This is a genomic window from Corticimicrobacter populi, assembly GCF_003123725.1.
Taxonomy (GTDB): Bacteria; Pseudomonadota; Gammaproteobacteria; order Burkholderiales; family Burkholderiaceae_B; genus Corticimicrobacter; species Corticimicrobacter populi.
In genome coordinates, this window is sequence record NZ_QETA01000002.1 from 1 (window position 1) to 21,402 (window position 21,402).

The following is a 21,402-nucleotide window of genomic DNA, read 5'->3' on the forward strand; positions in this document are numbered from 1 at the left end:
TGACCTCATTCTCCAGCAGTGATTCTGCCAACAACTTCTTCAGCCTGGCATTCTCGACTTCCAGATCCTTTAAACGCTTGGCGTCGGAGACGTTCATGCCGCCGAATTTGTTGCGCCAGAGGTAGTAACTAGCTTCGGAGAAACCGTGTTGCCGGCACAGTTCCTTCACCGGCAAGCCCGCATCGGCTTCCCCTAGGAAACCAATGATCTGTTCTTCTGTGAATCGCTTCTTCATGTCCAATCTCCTGCATGGGGTGATTGAACTCCAAATCCTGATGCTACTCAATCTCGGGGAGACGTCGCTTATAAAGCGAAGGCCTATATGCCATTTGCGGATATATGGCCGGATTGAAAATCAGCGCTTTCCGAATAACCAAAGACGATGTTTTTATTTTGTGCGATCAGGCCGGCTGCTGATAATCATCTGTCACGACAGATTGAATCGAACAAGGATAATTCCATGTCATATGCAAAAAAGATATTGAGCCGCCTGACCGTTTTTGCCGGTGCAGGTGCCATGCTGCTGGCGGGCACGATGGGACAGGCCATGGCCGAGGAGGGCAAGCTGCGGATTGCCGAGCAGTTCGGTATCGTCTATCTCCTGCTCAACGTCGCACGCGATCAGCAACTGATCGAAAAGCACGGCAAGGAAGAGGGGCTGGACATCGATGTGGATTGGGTCAGGCTGTCGGGCGGCTCGGCTGTCAATGATGCGCTGTTGTCCGGCTCGGTGGATATCGCCGGTGCCGGTATCGGCCCGTTGCTGACCATCTGGGATCGCACCCAGGGCAAGCAGAATGTCAAGGGCGTGGCCTCGCTGGGCAATTTCCCGTATTACCTGGTGACCAACAACAAGGACATCAAGAGTATTGCGGATTTCACCGACAAGGATCGGATTGCCGTACCGGCAGTCGGTGTGTCGGTGCAGTCACGCTTCTTGCAACTCGCCGCGGCCAAGCTCTGGGGCGAAGACCAGTACAACCGTCTGGATCGGCTGACGGTGGCGTTGCCACACCCGGATGCCGCCGCCGCCATCATCGCCGGCGGTACCGAGATCACGGGCCATTTTGGTAATCCGCCGTTTCAGGAGCAGGAGCTGGCCGGCAACCCAGATGCGCATATCGTGCTCAAGTCGTACGATGCGGTCGGTGGTCCCAACTCTCCGACGGTGCTGTTCGCGACCGAGAAATTCCGCGCCGAAAATCCGAAGACCTATCGCGCATTCCAGAATGCGCTGGCCGAGGCCGCCGAATTCATCACGAACAATCCCGAAGAGGCGGCACAGATCTACATCCGTGTGGCCAACGCAAAAATCGAGCCAGGATTTCTGACTGAAATCATCAAGAACTCGGATGTGGAATTCAAGCTGGCACCGCAGAATACCTTCGATTTTTCGCAATTCCTGCACCGCGTGGGGGCCATCAAGAACAAGCCGGAATCATGGCGCGATTATTTCTTCGAAGATGAACTGACGGCTCAGGGCAGTTGAGTGTTGCCCATGCAGGGAGACGAAGGTAACACGTTCCCCCTGATCCGAACGCCATTTCACTGAGTCGGGAGTTCCACGGCGTCCTTGCCGTGGATCAGGACGTCCAGGCTTTCGGCAAGGGTGATGCCATACCGGTAGACCCGATCATCAAAGACGCCGTACAGCACGCCATTGCCATGCATCAGTATGAGGTGGCCGTTGTCGCATTCGCCCACGGGCACGAGGGGGCAGCCAGTGACCGTTTCATACTGCTCGACCTGTTCCCTGTAGACTTCACGAACGGCTTTTTGCGGGTCGATGTAGAAACAGCGGGCGACCCCGGGGTGGTTCCTGTAGGGGGCGTGGTGCCCGTGGATGCCATTGTGTGCCTGCAGAAACAGGGTCAGGGCATCCGACACGGCATAGCCCATGCTTTCGAGGGTCGCGAGGCAGGAGGCCAGATCGGTCGCTTCCTGTGTGACGGCACCATATCGGGACGCCTGTTCGATGAGGGTGTTCATGCGGTGACTCGCAGGCCGTGGCCGGGCAGGTTTAGGGTTGGGAAATTCTAACGTGGCAGCATGGATTATGATGGGGGATTGGCACATTTTCATCCCCACCCATGAGCTCCCTTCCTTCGCACACCGGCGAGCGGCCGGTCGAGCGTGCCCATGGCGCACGCTCGGGCTGGTCGGTCGTCGCCGGCCTGCTGCCCTATCTCAAACCCTACAAAACCCGTATCGGGCTGGCATTGGGCTGCATTCTGCTGGCCAAGCTGTGCAATTTGCTGATGCCGCAGGCACTCAAGCAGATCGTCGATGACCTGAACGTACCGCATACGCTGCTGGCACTGCCGCTGGGGCTGTTGCTGGCCTATGGCCTGGCACGGGTCGGCAATACCCTGTTTTCAGAACTGCGCCAGGTGGTGTTCGCACGCGTTATGGCACGCGCTTCGCGCCAGATTACCCGACAGGTGTTCGAGCACTTGCACCGCCTGAGCCTGCGGTTTCACTTGACGCGCCGTACCGGTGGCGTGGCGCGCGATGTGGAGCGGGGCGGCAAGGCTTTTTCCGACCTGATGGACTGGACGCTCTATTCCATCATTCCGGTTCTGCTGGAGGTGCTGCTGGTCACGGCCGTACTGGTGTATTCCTATGACTGGTGGTTTGCCGCGATCACGTTGGCGACCTTGCTGGTATATGGTGCCTGGACCATCCTGGTCACGGAATGGCGCACCCGCTACTACCGCGCCACTATCGAGGCCGACAACCGCGCCAACGAACGCGTGGTGGATTCGTTGCTGAACTACGAGACGGTCAAGTATTTCAACAACGAGGCGCACGAGGTGGGCCGCTACAACGAGAACCTGCTGCGCCTGGAAAATGCCCAGGTCAAGGCCATCAATACGCTGGCTGTGCTCAATCTGGGCCAGAGCCTGATCGTGGCAGTGGGCGTGACGGCCATGATGGCCCTGGCATCACAGGGCGTGGTTGAGGGCAGCATGACGGTGGGCGACCTGGTGCTGGTCAATGCCTACCTGCTGCAACTGTCGGCACCGCTGTTCATGCTGGGCATGATGTATCGCGAGGTCAAGCAGGCCCTGACCAACATGGAAAACCTGTTCAGCCTGCTGGACCAGCGCCAGGAAGTGCGCGATGCTCCCGATGCAAAAATCCTGCCGGCGCAGCCCCCTCGCGTGCGTTTCGAGGCTGTGCATTTCTCCTATGACGAGCGGCGCGAAATCCTGCATGGCATCGATTTCGAGATACCGGCCGGTGGCACGCTGGCGGTGGTGGGGCATTCCGGGTCGGGCAAGTCGACGCTGGCGCGGCTGCTGTACCGTTTCTACGATATCGATTCTGGTCGCATCCTGATCGATGACCTGGATATCCGCGAAGTCACGCAGCATTCGCTGCGCCAGGCCATCGGCATCGTGCCGCAGGACACCGTGCTGTTCAACGACACGATCTTCTACAACATCCGGTATGGCCGTCCCGACGCTTCGGCAGAAGAAGTCGAGGCAGCGGCACGGGCCGCGCAGATCCATGCCTTCATTGCCTCGCTGCCCGATGGCTACGATACCCCGGTGGGCGAACGTGGCCTCAAGCTCTCGGGGGGCGAGAAACAGCGCGTGGCCATTGCCCGGGCACTGCTCAAAAATCCTTCGATCCTGATTTTCGACGAGGCCACTTCGGCGCTGGATTCGAATTCTGAACGCGCCATCCAGTCCGAACTGGACAAGATCAGCGTGGGTCGTACCACGCTGGTGATTGCCCATCGGTTATCGACTGTGATGAATGCCGACCAGATCCTGGTCATGGATGCCGGCGACGTGGTCGAACGCGGTACGCACGAGGCATTGCTGGTGCAGGATGGTCGTTATGCGCAGATGTGGCGGTTGCAGCAGCGTGACGGACAGGCAGGATGATGGATCGCCTCAAAAGCGTTTTTCGAACATCAGACTGACTTCTGTGCGATCGCGAGCATACATGGGCAGGTTGCTCGTGATCCTGAGATAGCTGATGTTCAGCTTCGGTTCGAGTCCGGCGATCGTAAAGCCCGGGGCCCACAGCGAGGCATCCAGCCTCAGTTCGCGGTCGTGCCGCTCCTGGTTAAGGAACAGGGCATAGGGCTGGTCATACGACTGCCTGCCATAGCGGGCGCTCAGGCGGGCACCGAGTGTGCTGCCGAATGTCTTGATCACGCCCAACTGCGCCCACGGAAAACGGTAGGCATACTCGCGGGCGGTGGTCGATTCGCGCTGCAGCCCCAGGCTGCCGAAAGCCAGCAGGCTGGGGGAAAGGGTGCGCACTGCGGTCAGGGACAGGATGTCCAGGTGCCCATCATAGGCTGCATAGTCGCGGTCGTCGTACTTGCGCTTGAGCCATAGCCATGCGCCCATCAGTTGCCACTCGGGCGAGGGACGCCAGCCATACTCCAGGGCCATACCGTGGTTGTGGCTGTAGCGGCGGCCCCCCATCCAGGCCTGGCTGACCTGCGGCGTGGCCGAGAACCAGATATCGGCGTTCTGCCATTTGTAGCCGCCACGCAGGGTCAACGTACGATCACTGTAATCGCGCGCTTCCTGGTAGGACACGCCGTCGATGTCGGCACCCAATGTGTAGTAGTGATGGCCGCCGATGTTGCGCTCGACGTTCGCGCCGCCACTGTACTTCAGGCCCCAGTCGGATTTGGGCAAGGCATCGCTGCCCTTGGCGAACGGGACCCAGAACGTCCAGCCGCCTGCAGCGACAGGCAGGTAAAGCATGCGATCGCGATTGGCTGAGTTGACGTTGTTGTTGTAGGCAAGACCTGCGCTGATCCGGAAGTTCCAGCGGCGCTGTTGTGCAAGTGCCTGACGGTACTGTTCAACACTGTGCTGCGCGGCCGGATCTGACAGTTGGCGCTGGTGCAGCAAGGCAAGTTCGGCATTGGAGCGTTCGAACTGGCGATCCTCCATCAGCATGGTGGACAGTTCCAGACGTACATAGTCCAGGTCCGGATGCTGTTCGACGAGCTGGCGATACAGCGCGATGGCGTCGGCCAGGCGACCGTCGTGACGCAGCAATGCGCCCTGTATGTAGTCGCGCAGAATAGGATCGACGCCACGCATCCAGGGATAGAAGCGCATGATGCGGCGCAACGTATCCCAGTCTTCCTGCAGCATGGCCTGGTTGAGGATCAGCTCGGTCAGCTTGATGTCTCCGGCCAGGTCCTGGTCAGTGAGCTCCACCGGCGGCTGTGCTGGTTGTGCCGGCTGGCGATGCACGATCGATGGGGTAGGTGTCTGCGGCTGTGGCAGGAACGGCTGTTCCGGTTCCAGCGGTCGTACCGGTGCAGGCAGGGGCGGTGGGGGCGCGGCGACCTGGGCCTGTGCCGGTCCGAGCATGCCCAGGATGAGCAGGCCTGGCGCGAGCAGGGCAGACAGCAGACGGTGGAGCGTGGGGATGGACGGCATGTATTTCCCAAGAGGGATGGGAGTTCAACAGAACGGCTGTCGAGGCAGGATGACTGCCCCGACAGCCCGGGGCGTGCACGTGGGCTATTTCAATTTAATTGAATGGAATTTCAATTTATATTGATATCTATTCATTAAAAAGAAGAGTCTGGAAGTGCACGGCAACTACTGCTTCGTCCCGATGATTGCAGTCGAACCGATGCGGTCCGGCAGGCCCTGGATGGACCCGGCGATTTCTGCGCCTTGCGGGCCGAACAGGGTCAGGTCGTATTTTGCATTCGACGCCGGGCCGCCGATTTCGGTCCATGCTGCGGCATTGCTGACATCCGCATTGGTGACCGTGACGTTGCCGTTGAAGACCAGGCCATTGGCGGTGACAGCTAATGCCGTACGGTTCAGTTTGCCGCTGTTGATGTTGAAAAAGATATCCTGTCCTGTCGATGACTGGGAGGCGGGGATCTTGATTTCGTTCAGGGAGAACGTACCTTGGCCGGTAGCCGAACTAGGGCCAGTGACTCGGACTTGATAATTGAAATCACCACGTGGGAAGTTGGTGAACGCAACGCCTGCGTAGTTATAGGTGCCATTGACCAGTGTATTTGCTGCTGTCTGCTGGCCGACCACGCTCTTGACGAAGTGGCGGGCTTCGGTGCCGCGCGAGAGATTGACCACGGCCGCCGAGTAGTTCTGGCGGTAGAAACGGTAGACCACGGGGGCATTGGCAGCAGCCGAATTGTCATTCGAACTCAGCAGGATGTCGTTGTGGCCGTGGCCGTTGGCCCCATCCTTGCCATACAGCTTGAAGGCCTGCAGGTTGTTCAGGTCGAAGGTGTTGGCAATGGTCGAGCTGGCCTGCCCGGGGACCGTCTGTGCCGTGGATGGGCCATAGGTCTGGCCGTTGTAGTTGAACGAGCCCAGATAGGGCGCATTGGCGGCATTACCGTTCTGGTTGAGGTTCAACTGATTCCATGCCGAGGCTCCACTGCTGAAGCCAGCGGCCAGCAGCGCAACGGCCAGCATGCCGAGTTTACGGGTTTGCATTGCAATACTCCTTGATGAGAGGAACGTCGAATCGGCGTCCGGGGGTGGACGCCGTGTCCTGGGCAGGCAATCCGGCTGGATTGCTTCGCCCATTTGTCGGCTTTGTGCGGGGGTTACAGGCAGCCGACATCCTGAAAGACACGCGACAGTATGTGAAAGTGCAAGTTTCTCGAAAATTTCTACATGCGGTAGTTCAAGGTCAGCATCGCGTTGCGCGGTGCCCCCGAGATATAGGAGCGTTCGTGCTGGTAGTAAACCTTGTCGAACACGTTGTTGACGTTCAACTGCATGCTGAAATTCCTGTCGATCTGGTAGCGGGCCATCAGGTCGAAGACCTGATAGGCATCCTGCTTCATCATTTCCTGCTCGACCTGGGTCTTGTTCGTGGGTATCCAGGCCGACTGGGTGCTGCTCTGCCAGCGCCAGCCCAGCCCCAGCATCAGCTTGTCGAAACTGTATGTGGTGAAAAGCTTGAAGGATTTTTCGGGGGCGCGGTAGGAGGCGGTGAAATCGTCGCGCGCGCCCAGCAGGATTTCGCCGGGATTCGAGGGCACGACCTGCTTTTGTTTGACGAAGCCGGCCGCCATGTTCCAGTTCGGCGTGATGGCACCGGCGATGTTGAATTCCCAGCCATAGACGCGCCAGCCATTGTCTGTCGTACCTGAGGTATTGGCATCATAGGTCTGATAGGGAAAATCCTTTTGCCGCATTTTGAAGTACGACGCAGCGACGTTCAGCCGATCGTCGAAGAAGGCACCTTTCAGGCCACCTTCGTAGGTGATGGAGCGTACGGGTGGCAGCCAGTCGCCGGTGGCGAGATTGGTCGTGTTGTTGGAGTTGATGTCGCGCACATAGGTGGTGGTATAGCTGGCATAGGCATTGATCTGGGGCGTGATTTCATAGATCAGCCCGGCATAGGGCAGGAATTTGGGTTCAAGTTTGTACTGTGTGGCGGCGCGGCGGACATAATTTCCATTGCAGTAGTCCACGTATGTTTGAGATGCTTTTGTTGAGCAGGTGAAATAAGGGTCATCATTGCGATCTTTTGCCCATCGTCCCCCCAGGATCAGGTGTGCGCGGGAAAAGGGACGCAGATGGCTGGCAAAGTAGATCCCTGTCTGACGGGTTCGAGTGTGTGTGGTGATCTGTTGGTTGAACATATTGGCACTATCTGTATCGATGGCTGGTGCTTTGTTGCCACTATTGTTATTCCATTCTTCGATGGAGATCCCGGAGCGATAGGTGCATTGCTCGGTCCTTTTTTGAATGATCTCGTCCCTTTCTTTTGCAAAGTTTTCTTCTGATGGAAAGACCCCTGGATCCCACCCCATATCCCTGTCTTCGTACCACCACTCAATTAACTGATCGAGCATCCCTATTTTTGAGTCGTAGTAGATATCATTGATCTGGGCGAACGCAGCATCAGAACAAAGGCTCTGATGCTGCGGTCCCGCGCCGACCTGAAGCACGCCGCTGTCGAGTTGGCTTGTATCTTCGCTCGCGTATCCCCAATGCAGCTTGCGATGCACGGCGTAATAGTTCGCCCCGACGACGAAATCCTGCTGGCGGCCCGCCAGTTCGAAGCTGCCCTTCAGGTGCAGGTCGAAGGCCTTGACTTCGTTCTCGCGGTTGTCACGCCTGGCGGAGTAGGATGCCCGGTCGGCCCGTGGGACGTAGTAAGTCGTCCCGATCTCCCCATAAAGTTTGTCATCCTTATTGTTGGCGTAGTTGAAGCTGGCCTTCACCAGCCAGTCGTTGTCGAAGGTGTGCTCCCAGGAGGCGAACAGATTGGTGTACTTGCGATGGGTGCGCGACCAGGGCGTGGCGTTGTTGAAATTGCGGTCGACGGCTTCGGTCTCTTCGGCATGGAGGCCAGAGCCGTCGGTGTAGTCATACACTTCCGAATAGCGCGTGATCCCATGCGGTGAGGCCCCGTTCAGCTTGAAGTCGTAATGCGTGACCCCCAGGCTGATCCGGTCATTGTCGGTCACGTCCAGCGCGCCGATCAGCGACAGGGCCTTGCGGTCGCTGCTGACGCCGTCTACCCAGTGATCACCTTCCTGTGCTGCAGCGGCAAGGCGTATCCGCAATCTGTCGCTCAACGGCGTGGAGTAATCCACTTCGGCCCGGCGGGTGTTCCAGCTGCCGTATTTCAGACTGGCCGACAGATATGGGTCGAGGTAGGGATGCTTGCGCACGAAATTGAGGCTGGCCGAGGCGTCGCCTGCGCCGCCGGTCAGGCTGTTGGAGCCGCGGATCACGTCGATGCGTTCGTACAGGAAGGAGTCCTGCATGCCGATGTCGCCGCTGGCCGAACCTGACAGGATGTAGGTGCTGGCCATGACCCCGTCCATCTGCACAGAAGTGACAGGAAAGGTCCGGGAGTAGATCGGCTGGCTGCCGGCACCGGCTACGCCCGCGGTCACCAGGGTAATGCCGGGTGTCTGGTCGAGCACTTCGCTGAGTGTCAGCAGGCCCTGATCCTGTATCTGCTGGGCGGTAAAGGTGGTGATGCTCTGCGGGGTTTCCTTGGGTGCCAGGTCGAGTTTGGTGGCACTGGCTGTGGTGGTGACCGTATAGCCGGTATTGGGAGCATCACCTTCACGGTATGCGCCGGCAATGGTGACGGTATCCAGTGCCGCGATGTTGTCGTCTGTTGCTGAGGCTGCAGTGGTATCGGGCAGGGCACGCAGCATCCAGCGGGACGGGCCGCTGGGAATCGCCTCGAAACCGCTGCCCTGCAGGATGCGCTGGAAACCAGTCGTGGCGTTGAAGCGCCCCCGCAGGCCAGGCGAGTGTTGGCCGGCCAGCAAGGCTGCATCGAAGGACAGGCTGATATCGACAGTCTGGGCGAACAGGTTGAGCACGGTTGGCAGTGGGCCGGCACCGATATCGATGACCTGTGTGCCGGCGGGGTCGGTCATGGCGGGCGTACTGCTGCCTTGTGCATATGAAATCCGTGGGGCAATGGATGCCGCCAGCAGGCACAACAGCGTGGCATGCCGTGTGTGCTTGAAGATGAATGAATTGCGCGGGACAAGGGGGGAGGCAGGCATGGGAGTGCAATCGATGTCGGATGATCGGACGCGACACAATGGTCGGTACTGGGCCATGGCATGCATGGATTCAGTAAAGACACGCAACTCGATATGAAAGTGCAAATGTGATGAAAATGCATTCTTTTATGTGGCAGACCATGCCGGATGGCCCGTGCACGGTTTTACCGTGGCAGCAGCGTGACCCAGTACCGCGTGCGACGCCGGACCTGCACGGGAAAACTGTCAGCCAGCGCGGCGAGGGCTTCGTCGGTGTCGTTCAGGGAGAAAACGCCGGATACCTTCAGCGATGCGATCCCGGATGCACAGTCCAGGATGCCGGGGCGGTAGCGTGACAGTTCTGCGATGACTTCCGACAATGGCGCATCCACGACGGCAAGTCGCCCTTGCAGCCATGCATCGGCACGGGTGGGGGCATCAAGAATGGGGCCGGTATCCGTGGCATCGAAGGTGACAGCCTGCCCAGCCTGCAGGTACAGGCGTGCTGACGTGCTGTGCGCGGGCTGGATGGCGACAGCATGCTGAAGGACCTGGACCTGCGTGCGTGTATTATCCACGCGCACCGTGAAGCGGGTGCCCAGGGCCTCAATGTCGCCGTGCCGAGTGCGAATGATGAAAGGGCGGCCCGACTCCGGGAACGGGCTGTCAGTGTGTGTCTGGATCAGGATTTCACCCGCGTGCAGGACCAGTCGCCGGTGCGTGGTAGTGAAGTCCTGCTGCACGGCTGTAGCCGTGTTCAGATAGAGTTCGGACCCATCTTCCAATTGGATTCGGCGTTGCTCGCCAGTGGCTGTGCGCCAGTCTGCCCGCGTGGCGGGCAGCAGGAGACGATAGGCTCCGGTGGCCAGCAGGCCGGCACCAGCCAGCGGCAGCAGGCTGCGCAGAACAAAGCGACGACGGGACGGGCTGGACAGTACGGCAGAGGCAATGCTGCCTGGTACCTGCTCGAATCTACGTTGCACTTGCTGGAGGCGATCCCAGGCCTTGCGATGCGCCGGGCTGGCTTCAAGCCACGATTGCCAGTTTTTACGATCCTCGGGGGTGGCGTCTTCCGCTGCGAGGCAGGCGTACCAGTGTGCGGCCTCGATAATGGACTGCGCTTCGGCGGGTTGCATCTGGCACGGCATGTGGCGCTCACAGGGACAGCAGGCAGCAATGCGCCATGGCGCGTGCGATATGGTTCTTGACGGTCCGCAGGGAAACACCGAGCTGCTCGGCGATGCGGGCATAAGGCAGACCCTGGAACTGAGCCAGGATGAATGCCTGTCGTACCTGGGGAGCGAGACCGTCCAGCATGCGATCCAGTTCGTACAGGGCCTCGCGGATCAACGCCTGGTTTTCAAGCGATGGAACTGCCTGTGGTGGCAGGCTGGCCAGCGTATCGAGGTATGCGCGCTCTATGGCCTGGCGGCGATAGAAATTGGCAACCAGTCGGCCAGCGACGGTCACCAGATAGGCACGCGGCTCTCTGACCGGGAGCGCCGCCAGCCGAGCCTGGGTATGTGCGCACAGCACGCGGACAAACGTATCCTGAACCAGATCGTCCGCATCCTCGGGGCGGCCGACTTTGGTGCGCAACCAATTTCGCAGCCAGCCGTGATGTTCGCTATACCAGCTGTCCACTTCACTGGCCGGCTGGGCCAGGTGCTTTTTCATTGGCCTTGAAAATAAAATATTGAATGGGAATGGTTTCTTTTATTGTATGCGTATTGCTGGATTTTGCCATTGCTTTGTATACAAGAGCTTAGAAATACTTCAGCCAGGCGATATCGGGTCTGCGGCGTTTGAGTTGGCCGAACCATCTCACGGCGGGATACAGTGCTGCCGCCAGCCCCAATGTGACGACCCAGACGGCCCAAAGACGCTCGAAGCCATAATATTCGCCCTGATTCAGCCCCCACAGTCCGACTGCTGCCAGGTACAGCAGCTTGAGGACGTACAGGTGCAGGATGTAGAAGAACATCGGCGCGCCACCAAATGTCTGCAGGACTGCCTGCCAGCGGTGGCCCGGATGCCGCTCCAGTGCGCGCAGCAACAGTAGCCCCAGTCCCAGTGTCAGCAGCAGGAACAGCAGCGAAGGTGGATATTTGGTGATGTTGACGAAGCTCATCAGTCCTTGTGCCAGCGTGTCGCCTGTCTGCCAGGGCTGGGCCTGGCCATAGGCGTTGGACTGCCGCAGCAGCACGAACAACAATAGCGCGCCAAGGCCACAGTACAGCAGGCGAGACTGTCGATTGGCAGGTAGCGTGGTGCGGCCGAACCAGGGGCCAGCAGCAAAGCCCAGTGCGATCACGCCGATCCAGGGCAGGAGCGGATATGAGGTGCGCAGCCGCAGCGCATCCCCGAATTCAAGCCAGCCCCGATCGTGCAGAATGGCCCAGGGAGAGTGCATGAACGTGCCCGGGCCGAAGTGGAGCCCATCGAGCAGGTTGTGACCGAATACCAGTATCAGGCCCAGAGTGGTCAGCAACGGGCGTGGCAGCCAGACGAGGGCCGCGAGGGCGAGCATGCTGCAGCCGATGGCCCAAATGACCTGCAGATAGATCACAGTGGGCGGGAATATAAATGTCCAGGCAAAGTTGATGACGGTGACTTCCAGTGCCACCAGCAGCAGGCCGCGCTTGAAGAGAAATCCGGAGGCTGCACGCATGCTGCCCTGCCGGTCGGCGTACAGCCAGGCAGACAGTCCGGTCAGGAAAATGAATACGGGTGCGCACAGGTGTGCCAGCAGGCGGCTGTAGAACAAATCGGGTGGCGTCTGTGCAATATCCATCGGGTCGTTGACCTGATGATGCAGGAAAAAGGTTTCGCGCACATGGTCGAGCAGCATCAGAACGATGACCAGACCACGCAGGATATCAATGGCGGGGATGCGGCCAGATGGCCGGGCAGGGACAGAGGACAGGCTGGGCATGAATCAAAGTGTTATTTAATAACATTTTGATTGTAGCGAATGATTCTGCAATACCGGTGCCTGCCCGATACCCTCCGTCTGTTCAGAGCCTGTCGGCCTGCCCGGCTGTGTCCAGCGTGACAGGCAGCGTGACCCGCACTTCCAGCCCGCCTTCCGGGGGCGAGATGAACGACAGCGTGCCTGCATGCGTGTCGATGACGGCGCGGGCGATGCTCAGGCCCAGCCCATAGCCGCCGGTCGTGCTGTTGCGGGACGATTCGACCCGGTAGAACGGTTCCGTAATGCGTGCCAGATGATCGGCAGGAATGCCTGGGCCATCATCCCGGATCACGATCACGATCTGGTTCGCTTCGTCATGGATGTTCAGCGTGGCGTGGTGTCCATAGCGCAGCGCGTTGTCGAGCAGGTTTTCCAGGCAACGCTTGAGGCTGCGCGGGTAGCCGCGTAGCGTGCGCCGGGTCTGGCCGTGCAGCAGGATATCGTGGCCGAGGTCTGCGGCATCCTGGCGCAGGCTCTCCAGCATCGAGTTGAGATCGATACGTTGTCGCTGTTCGCCGGGATCACCGCTTTTCATGAAATCGAGTGTGGCGGCGATCATGGATTCCATGTGCTCCAGATCGCTGCGAAAGCGTTCCTTGAGGCTGGAGTCGGGCAGCATCTCCGTGCGCAGCATCAGGCGGGTCACAGGCGAGCGCAGATCGTGCGATACCGCTGCCAGAAACCGTGTGCGTTCTTCCAGTTGCGTTGCCAGCCGGCGCTGCATCGAATTGAATGCGGTGGCCGCATGGCGGACTTCGACGGGGCCCTCGACGGGCATGGGGGGGCTGCCGAGGTCCTGTTCCAGTGCCTGTGCGGCGCGGGCCAGGCGCAGGATGGGGCGGGTGACCAGGCGCACAGCCCACAGGACGACAATGATCAGCAACAGGATGCGCAGCAGGTAGATACGGACGAAATAGTCCAGGAACACCTGCCAGGGTTCGGTGATGCGCCAGCCCTGCTCTTCCCGGGCCTCGACGCGCAGCCAGCGTGTCGGTGACAGTTCCAGCTCGACTGTGAACTGGCTGTCCGGCAGTGGTGGGGGCTGCAGCAGCCAGCCCAGCCAGGCGGGCTCGACGACAGGCGGTGCATCCTGTGAAGGGACGAGGTCGAGCGTGAAGGTCTGGATGACGGGTGGTGGATCAAGGCGGTCGGCCAGCAGATGTTCGAGCAGGCTGCGCATGTCCTGCGTCAGTCTTGAGGGCGGTTCTCTGGGGGCAGGTGATGGCGTGTCCGTCAGCGAAAAGCTGAAGCCGTGCGACTGTAACTGGCGGACCAGGGTTGGGGAGCAGGCGGCAGTATCGAGCAGGCCGATCAGGTCGGCCAGACGCGTGGCCAGCACTCGAGTCGGAATCTCCAATGCGCGATGGGCGCGAACATCGTGCCAGATGGTGCTGGTCAGTGCCTGAGCCGCCAGCAGGCCGCTGATCAGCGCCAGCAGCAATTGCCCGGAGAGTGTGTCTGGCCAGAGTTTGTGCAGCAGGTGCCGCATTCAGGCCTTGCCGGTGCGGTCGAGATGGATCATGTAGCCCTCGTTGCGGATCGTGCGCAGCAGGACCGGATGGCGCGAGTCGTGCTCCAGGTGCTGGCGCAGCCGGCTGATGCAGACATCGATGGCTCGGTCGCCGTTGTTGAGCGGCCTGCCGAAAGCCTGGCGGACCAGATAATCGCGGCTCAAGGGCCGGTTGGGTTGCAGCAGCAATGAACGCAGCACATGAAAGTCGGAATTGGGCAGGCTGATGATCAACTGCTCTGGTGATTCCAGCTGGCGTGCCCGCATGTCGAGTTTCCAGCCGGCGAAAGCCAGGTATTCCGGTTCGCTACCCGCGCTGACCGAGGGCGCGCCGGCTTGGGGCCGTTCTCCGGCGCGGCGCAGTACGGCCTTGGTACGGGCCAGCAGTTCGCGCGGGTCGAAGGGCTTGGTGACATAGTCGTCGGCACCGATTTCGAGGCCGACGATACGATCGACTGCTGCATTGCGTGCCGTCAGCATGATGACTGGTGCCGGGTAGCGGCTTTGCAGTTGTCGGCACAAATCAAGCCCATCGTCGGCCGGCATCATGAGGTCAAGGATGATCAGATCGATGGTGTCCTGGCCCAGCAGCGCCCACATGGACTGCCCATCTCGTGCCGTGCTGACACGATAGCCGGACTGGCCAAGATAGGCGGAAAGCAGCTGGCGGATTTCTGGATCGTCGTCGACGACCAGGATGTGTTTTGGTTGCATGTGCCAAGTGTACTGTCCCGGCAGCATTGTGTAATGGCTGCGCGGTCTGTGCGAAATCTCAAAATAAATCAATACATTCCAGTGTGTCTGCAACATATTGCCGTCGATGTGCGTTTCTAGAATGCGGCTTCGTAAATGTGAACGTATTTCGTTCTTGTTGGTTTTAATTATATAGAGACGCACGCTATGCACACTGATTCCAGATCAGGCCAGGCCGCTCCAGAGCGGATGGCCTGGTATTCGCCCGTCCTGTTCGGTACTGCCGGCCTGTTGCTGGCGACCGCTTCTTCCCATGCCCAGGCGCAGCAGGCCACTTCAGCCGAGCAGACGGCTCCGGGCGTATCAACCCTGTCCGCCATCCAGATTGGCGGGCAGGTCGATGCGCCGACCGAGGACACCCATTCGTATACCGTGCCGGACTCGAACCTGTCGACCGGCCTGAACATGAGCCTGAAAGAGACGCCGCAATCGGTGTCGGTCGTAACGCGCCAGCAGATGGACGATCAGGCCATGGAAACCATTGGCGACGTGCTGGGCAGTACGACCGGGATCACGTTCACGGAACTGGATAATGGTGCCCGTACGACTTACCGTGCACGTGGCTTCGATATCACGAATTACAAGGTGGATGGCCTCGCTACGGTGGGAGGCTCGGCCTTCAGCGGTGCCGGCAATTCGTTCAACATGGATCTCTATGATCATGTCGGTATCGTGCGTGGAGCCAATGGCTTGTTGGGCGGCATCGGTGATCCGTCTGCCACGATCGATCTGGTGCGCAAGCGTCCCGGCCGTGAGTTTGGTGGCAGCCTGACGCTGCGTGGCGGCAGCTGGGACAAGAAAAATCTGGTGGGTGACATCAACGTACCCTGGACCGAGGATGGCCGCATTCGCTCGCGTCTGGTCGTCAGCGCCGAGGACTCGGACGGATTTCGGGATCGCGAGAAGCTGGAGCGCCAGGGCGTACTGGCCAGTGTCGAGATGGACGTGACCGAGCGCACGCAGGTGGGTATCGGTTACCAGTACGAGCACAGCATCACACGCGGAGCCTCCTGGGGGGCCAATGTACCGATCTGGTTTGCCGATGGCACCGAAACCAATTTCAGCCGCAAGTTCAATCCGGTGGCTGACTGGAGCAAGACCAAGCGCGAAGGTCATACCCTGTTCGCCTCGGTGGACCATCGCTTCGAGAACGACTGGAAAGTGAGCGCCAATTACGCCTATACGAGCCGCGACGATCTGAACAACATGGGCGTCGTCAAGGTCAATAATGGCGGAGTGGTCTGGCCGCACTGGAGCCAGGATGGCAGCGGAGCCTACCTCAATGCGATCCACTCCGAGAGCGAGAGCGAGAACAACGCTTTTGCGGTGGATCTGTCGGGACCGTTCAACCTGTTCGGTCGCCAGCATGAACTGCTGTTTGGCCTGAATGGCTCGCGTCTGCGTGAAACGTCTTATACCTTCAATGGCAGCAATTGCAGCATTGATGGCATGCCTGGATTCCGGGGTGGCTGCCAGTATCGTACGGAACTGCCCGTTACCGACTGGCGCTACTGGGATGGCAGCGAATACGGCAACTACCAGACGTTCCGTACCGGGGCGCGCAATGTGACCCGCACCACGCTCTATGGTGGCTATGTGGCCGGACGCTTCGAGCTGACCGATGACCTGAGCCTGGTGGCCGGTCTGCGTCGCAGCGAATACAAGACCTATGTTGATGGCTACAACGCTTCGGGTGCGCGCACGGGCCGCAGTGGCGAAAACCGGGCGCGGGCCTGGACACCTTACTATGGCCTGGTCTACAACCTGACGCCGACTTACTCGGTCTATGCCAGTTATACCGACGTTTTCACGCCCCAGACCCAGAAAGACGAGAGTGGCGGTACGCTCAAGCCAATCACGGGGGCCAGCTACGAAGCCGGTATCAAGGGCGAGTGGCTGAATGGTGCGCTCAACGCCTCGCTGGCTGCATTCCGCAGCAAGCAGGAGGATGTGGCACTGCGAGATGGCGACCGACTGACCCCGGATGGCGCGCAAGCATACGTGACCGGCACCGGCATCAAGGTCAAGGGTTTCGATGCCGAGCTGGCGGGTGCGTTGACGCCTTCGTGGAATGTCTATCTGGGCTATACCTACCTGGATGTCGAGAACAACGACACGGCTGAGCGGCCTGACCCCCGCCACCTGTTGCGCCTGAACACGACCTATCGACTGTCGGGCGCGCTCGCCGGGCTGACGGTGGGGGGCGGCGTGTCGTGGCAGGGCAAGACAATCGGTGTGCCGTATCCTGGCCGTCCCGATGGTAACGGCGGTTTCGATGACTCCCCTGTTTCTCTGAGTGGCTACGCCCTGTTCAATGCCATGGCCCGCTACGAAATCAACAAGAACCTGTCGGCGACGCTCAATGTCAGCAATCTGTTCGACAAGACCTACTATCGCCAGTACGGTTTCTACAACGGCCTGATCTACGGCGAGCCGCGCCGGGTGACGCTGTCGCTGCAGGCGAAGTTCTGAGGGAAGTTTCCGGGCGGACTGTGTAAACGGTCTGTCCGCGCCAGACAGAAAGGCCGTCCTGCTGGACGGCCTTTTCCATGTAACTGCGACGTCAGGCGGGCATCAGTATTCCCAGAAAATTCGCTGCAATTCCTTGGTGTCGTTGCCCTTAGTCAGCGCCAGTGCCGTCAGGATGCGGGCTTTCTGTGGGTTCAGGTCGTGTGCCACGACCCAGTCGTATTGATCATCAGGCTGTTCGGCATTGCGCAGCACGAAACCGGCGGGTACGCGTGACGAGCGCACGATGAGCGTGCCATTTTCACGCAGCTTGTTGAGTTCGGGCACGATGCGGTTGGGAACCGAGCCATTGCCCGTGCCGGCATGCACGATGGCCTTGACGCCCGATGCGCCGAGCGCCTGGACTGCCGTGGGGGCTACGTTGCCATAGCTGTAGGCGATCTCGACGGCTGGCAGTTCGGTGATGTCGTCGATATTGAATTCACTGTCGGTGGTGTGGCGCTTGACCGGGTCGCGGAACCAGTAGTTGCGGCCTTCGACCACCATACCCAGCGGCCCCCATTGGCTCTGGAAGGCATTGGTCTTGATGTTGACCAGTTTGGCGGCATCGCGGGCCGTGTGGATCTCGTCGTTCATCACGATCAGCGCGCCCTTGCCACGTGCATCCTCGCTGGCTGCCACGCTGATGGCATTGAGCAGGTTAAGGGCACCATCGGCCGAAATGGCCGTGCCGGGGCGCATCGAGCCGACCATCACGATGGGCTTGTCGCTGTCGATCACCAGGTTCAGGAAAAAGCCGGTTTCCTCCATGGTGTCGGTGCCGTGGGTGACCACCACACCTGCGACGTCATCCTGTTTGAGCAGTGCCGAAACCCGCTTGGCCAGCTCCAGCAGTTCGGCGTTGGTGAAGCTTTCGGAGGCGATCTGGAACACTTGTTCGCCACTGACGCGGGCGACGTTCTGTACTTCCGGCAGACCGGCCAGCAGCTTGTCCACGGGGACCTTGGCGGCGGTGTACGAGGCGCTGTTCATGGCCGATGCGCCTGCACCGGCAATAGTGCCGCCAGTGGCGAGTACTACGACATGGGGTTTTTGCGTCTGCGTGGCGGCCTGTGCAGTGGCCGGTGCCGGGCTGCGCGCCTGCGCAGTCATGGCGGTCATGGCAGTCAGGGTCAATGCCATGCTGCAGAGCAGGGTGGATAACAGTCTTTTCATGTGAGAGGTCCTGTCCAGGGGGAATGGGACATTCAAGATACAAGACCGTTCGGATAGCGACCATCGGGGTCTATCCTAGTAGCGTCAGATCCCTGCCCAGTCGATGGGTGCGTGCCCCTGTTGCCGCAGCCACGCATTGGCCTGGGCAAAATGGGCGCAGCCCAGAAAGGGCTGGGGTGGACGCCGGGCCGACAGCGGTGACGGATGGTTGGCCGTCAGGACCAGATGTCCAGCCCCCTCTGGCAGCAGCGCCTGCTTGGCCTGGGCATGTGCGCCCCACAGCAGGAAGGCCTTGGGGCCGGTACGGGCCACACTGTGGATGATTGCGTCGGTAAAGGCTTCCCACCCTTGCCGGGCATGGGAAGCCGGCTGGCCGTCTTCGACAGTCAGTACGGTATTGAGCAGCAGCACGCCCTGTCGTGCCCAGCGCGTCAGATCGTTGTCGTAGCCGGCACTGCGGGTTTTGGCATCGACTGTGAGTGTGGGCTCCTGCAAGAGCGACGGCTGGAGGGGGGGCGAGCCGCCTGCTGTGGCAGGCAAACCGGCGATTTCCAGGAAAATATTGCGCAGGCTGGGCGGTCGCCTGAGGCCGGTCGGCACCGAAAACGCCAGCCCTTGTGCCTGGCCCGGTCCATGGTAGGGATCCTGTCCCAGGATGATGACCCGGACGGTGTCAGGTGCCGTCAGGTGCAGCGCACGGAACGGCTCGGGCGGATAGATCGTGGCACTGGCCTGGCGTCGCTGTTCGATGTAGCGGTCCAGGGCGGCAAACGAGGGGGCTGTCAGTGCATCCTGCAGGCGTGCGTGCCAGGCGGGGGGCAGGTGCTGTGCGTGTGCGTGAATCGGTTCCTGGAGCTGCGTGTGCGTCATGCAAATGCCTGGCTTGGGAATGCGTCCGCACACATAGGTTGGACGCGATGTGAGGGAAGGGCGAAAGGGGGCATGTGGCGAGTGAGGCTCAACGCTGGTCCAGTGTGGCCCCGCCATCGACGCGCAGGTCATGCAGCGTAATGTGTCCGGCCCGCTTTGACAGCAGGAACAGGATGGCATCGGCAATATCGTCGGGTGTGGCGATTTTGCCCAGCGGGATGCCGAGCCTGAACTGGGCGGCATCACCCTGCAGCACGGTGTCGAGCGATGATCCCTGACGCCACATGGCACGTTGCATCTCGGTGTCGGTCGAGCCTGGGCTGACGACATTGACACGGATGCCATGCGGGGCCAGTTCCAGGGCCAGGCAGGCACTCATCTGCGTGACGGCGGCCTTGGAGGCGGCATAGGCACCCATGCCGGCGCGAGGCGTACCGGCCGCGTTCGAACTGACATTGACAATGGCACCCCGGCCCTGTTCGATCATGCTGCGCGCCACACGGCGGCAGACATTGAATACCCCGGTCGTGTTGATATTGAATACCCGCAGCCATTGCGCATCGGTCAGATCGACGATGCGGCCCATTTGCAGTACGCCGGCCACGCAGGACAGGTATTGCACCGGGCCATGCTGCTGCTCGGCGGCGGCAATGGCGGTCTCGACGGCGGCAGCATCGCCGACATCGACCGACTGCAGGCACAGGGCATCCGGTTCGCCGATGCCATCGGCGTCCCAGGCCAATCCGGCCAATGCGGAGGTATCCAGATCCAGAGCGCTGACCCGGGCACCCAGTGCCAGCAATCGCAGGCTCAGTGCCCGCCCAATGCCGCTGGCTGCTCCTGTGACCAGGACGTGGCGACCGAAAAATTCCACATCGGGATGGGGTGTGGCAGGCTGGTGCATGAGATGGGTCCGAGGCAGGGTGATGGCAGCGCACAGGTGTGAGCTGCGCGATGATGAATTACTTGAGTGCGGCGGTAATGACGATCTCGACCTTGATGTCGGCATTGGCCAGGCGGGCCTCGATGGTGGCGCGCGGCGGGGCGTTGCCGTCGGCGACCCAGGCATCCCAGGCCTTGTTCATGCCGGGAAACTCCTGCATGTTGGCGACGAAGATCTGTGCCATCAGGATGCGTGACTTGTCGGTACCGGCCTCGGCCAGCAGGCGGTCGATGATCTGCAGGACTTCGGCGGTCTGGCCGGTGATGTCCTGATCGGTGTTCTCGGGGATCTGGCCGGCCAGATAGGCCACACCGTTGTAGACCGCCATGTCGGAGAGGCGCTTTTCGACGTTGAAACGCTTGATGTCGCTCATTGAATCATTCCCTTGTGTGTTGTGGATGCCCCAGGGCGATAAGCCCTGGGGTGGGCATTGACCGCCGGGAACATTGTAGCGGCTTCGCGTGCTGTTGCATGCGTCTGCGCTCAGGCCGATTCCGACGATGGCGAGGCTGCCAGCAGGCGACCGATGGCCATGCCGGCTGCGGCACGGCAGGGCTCGACGACAGGGATGCCGAGCGCATCCTCCATGGGTTCTTGCATGGCAGCCATGCCTGCGCAGCCTAGTACCACAACGTCGGCACCGTCTTCATCGCGCAGTTGTCGGCCAACCTCGATCAGCCGCTGCAGCGACCGGGCAGGGTCTGCAACCTCCGCAACAGTAAAGCCGGCAGCCCGCTCGCGTACCACGCGGTGTTGCAGGCCCATCGAGGCAAAGTAGCGCATATGGCGTGGAATGGAACTGGCTCCGACTGCAATCACGCCGATGCGCTGGCCCCGCATGCAGGCCGAGAACATGGCAGCCTCGCCGATGCCGAAGACCGGCTTGCGTGTTGTTTCGCGCACGGCATGCAGGCCCGGATCGCTGAAGCAGGCCAACACGAAACTGGCAGCGTCGTGCTCCAGTTCTGCTACCTTCTGGCACAGGGGCAGAATCACTGCGTCTGCATCGCGCTGGGTCTGGATGCCAGGAGGGCCTTCGTGCAGCGTCAGGCACTCGAGCCGGATGCCGGGCAAGGCGGGAATGTGCGCCAGCGCATCCCGTATGGAGTCGGTCACATGGACCAGCGAATTAGGATTGATGACATAGATGCCTGCGGTCATGATCC

The 21,402-nt window shown here is 60.5% G+C and carries 18 protein-coding genes; 3 read left to right on the forward strand and 15 right to left on the reverse strand.

Annotated elements, in window-relative coordinates; genetic code table 11:
- Nucleotides 1-235, reverse strand: a 235-nt coding sequence (locus tag DD235_RS05270; protein WP_146193433.1) for a transposase, incomplete at its 3' end; no start/stop codon positions are given.
- 282 nt (nt 236-517) lie between these two features.
- On the opposite strand from DD235_RS05270, the gene DD235_RS05275 reads away from it, so the two are divergent.
- Complete coding sequence (locus DD235_RS05275) at nt 518-1,489, forward strand: ABC transporter substrate-binding protein (protein WP_239990077.1); 972 nt, start codon at nt 518-520, stop codon at nt 1,487-1,489.
- 56 nt (nt 1,490-1,545) lie between these two features.
- Here the strand turns inward: DD235_RS05275 and DD235_RS05280 are convergent, their stop codons facing one another.
- Nucleotides 1,546-1,989 (reverse strand): SUKH-3 domain-containing protein, encoded by a 444-nt coding sequence (locus tag DD235_RS05280; RefSeq protein WP_109061041.1) that lies wholly within the window; start codon nt 1,987-1,989, stop codon nt 1,546-1,548.
- Nucleotides 1,990-2,090: 101 nt separating this feature from the next.
- On the opposite strand from DD235_RS05280, the gene DD235_RS05285 reads away from it, so the two are divergent.
- Entirely contained in the window at nt 2,091-3,896 is a 1,806-nt protein-coding gene (locus DD235_RS05285; RefSeq protein WP_109061042.1) for an ABCB family ABC transporter ATP-binding protein/permease, read from the forward strand.
- Between the two features lie 9 nt (nt 3,897-3,905).
- Here DD235_RS05285 and DD235_RS05290 read toward each other — a convergent pair whose 3' ends face one another.
- From DD235_RS05290 to DD235_RS05330, 8 genes are all read right to left on the reverse strand, one after another.
- Nucleotides 3,906-5,426 (reverse strand): surface lipoprotein assembly modifier, encoded by a 1,521-nt coding sequence (locus DD235_RS05290; protein ID WP_239990047.1) that lies wholly within the window; start codon nt 5,424-5,426, stop codon nt 3,906-3,908.
- 165 nt (nt 5,427-5,591) lie between these two features.
- The gene (locus DD235_RS05295) at nt 5,592-6,467 is read right to left on the reverse strand and encodes a factor H binding protein domain-containing protein (RefSeq protein WP_109061043.1); all 876 of its coding nucleotides are present in this window, start codon (nt 6,465-6,467) and stop codon (nt 5,592-5,594) included.
- A gap of 179 nt (nt 6,468-6,646) precedes the next feature.
- Complete coding sequence (locus tag DD235_RS16990; RefSeq protein ID WP_239990048.1) at nt 6,647-9,523, reverse strand: TonB-dependent siderophore receptor; 2,877 nt, start codon at nt 9,521-9,523, stop codon at nt 6,647-6,649.
- Nucleotides 9,524-9,687: 164 nt separating this feature from the next.
- The gene (locus DD235_RS05310; RefSeq protein WP_239990049.1) at nt 9,688-10,638 is read right to left on the reverse strand and encodes a FecR domain-containing protein; all 951 of its coding nucleotides are present in this window, start codon (nt 10,636-10,638) and stop codon (nt 9,688-9,690) included.
- Between the two features lie 19 nt (nt 10,639-10,657).
- On the reverse strand, nt 10,658-11,179 hold the full coding sequence (locus tag DD235_RS05315) for a sigma-70 family RNA polymerase sigma factor (protein WP_109061045.1): 522 nt from the start codon (nt 11,177-11,179) through the stop codon (nt 10,658-10,660).
- Between the two features lie 88 nt (nt 11,180-11,267).
- Complete coding sequence (locus tag DD235_RS05320) at nt 11,268-12,437, reverse strand: acetyltransferase domain-containing protein (protein ID WP_109061046.1); 1,170 nt, start codon at nt 12,435-12,437, stop codon at nt 11,268-11,270.
- Nucleotides 12,438-12,519: 82 nt separating this feature from the next.
- A complete protein-coding gene (locus tag DD235_RS05325; RefSeq protein ID WP_109061047.1) occupies nt 12,520-13,965 on the reverse strand; it encodes an ATP-binding protein in 1,446 nt (481 codons plus the stop codon).
- Nucleotides 13,966-14,700 carry a response regulator gene (locus DD235_RS05330; protein ID WP_109061477.1) on the reverse strand — a complete coding sequence of 245 codons (735 nt, stop codon included), beginning with the start codon at nt 14,698-14,700 and terminating at the stop codon, nt 13,966-13,968.
- Nucleotides 14,701-14,886: 186 nt separating this feature from the next.
- On the opposite strand from DD235_RS05330, the gene DD235_RS05335 reads away from it, so the two are divergent.
- Entirely contained in the window at nt 14,887-17,211 is a 2,325-nt protein-coding gene (locus DD235_RS05335) for a TonB-dependent siderophore receptor (protein WP_109061048.1), read from the forward strand.
- A gap of 102 nt (nt 17,212-17,313) precedes the next feature.
- Here DD235_RS05335 and DD235_RS05340 read toward each other — a convergent pair whose 3' ends face one another.
- From DD235_RS05340 to DD235_RS05360, 5 genes are all read right to left on the reverse strand, one after another.
- A complete protein-coding gene (locus tag DD235_RS05340; RefSeq protein ID WP_109061049.1) occupies nt 17,314-18,390 on the reverse strand; it encodes an asparaginase in 1,077 nt (358 codons plus the stop codon).
- A gap of 117 nt (nt 18,391-18,507) precedes the next feature.
- Complete coding sequence (locus tag DD235_RS05345; RefSeq protein ID WP_109061050.1) at nt 18,508-19,293, reverse strand: uracil-DNA glycosylase; 786 nt, start codon at nt 19,291-19,293, stop codon at nt 18,508-18,510.
- 88 nt (nt 19,294-19,381) lie between these two features.
- Entirely contained in the window at nt 19,382-20,197 is an 816-nt protein-coding gene (locus DD235_RS05350; protein ID WP_109061051.1) for a 2,3-dihydro-2,3-dihydroxybenzoate dehydrogenase, read from the reverse strand.
- A 58-nt stretch (nt 20,198-20,255) separates the two neighbouring features.
- Nucleotides 20,256-20,609: a RidA family protein gene (locus DD235_RS05355; RefSeq protein ID WP_109061052.1), complete on the reverse strand. Its 354-nt coding sequence runs from the start codon at nt 20,607-20,609 to the stop codon at nt 20,256-20,258.
- A 110-nt stretch (nt 20,610-20,719) separates the two neighbouring features.
- A complete protein-coding gene (locus DD235_RS05360) occupies nt 20,720-21,397 on the reverse strand; it encodes an aspartate/glutamate racemase family protein (RefSeq protein WP_109061053.1) in 678 nt (225 codons plus the stop codon).
- Between the last annotated feature and the right edge of the window lie 5 nt (nt 21,398-21,402).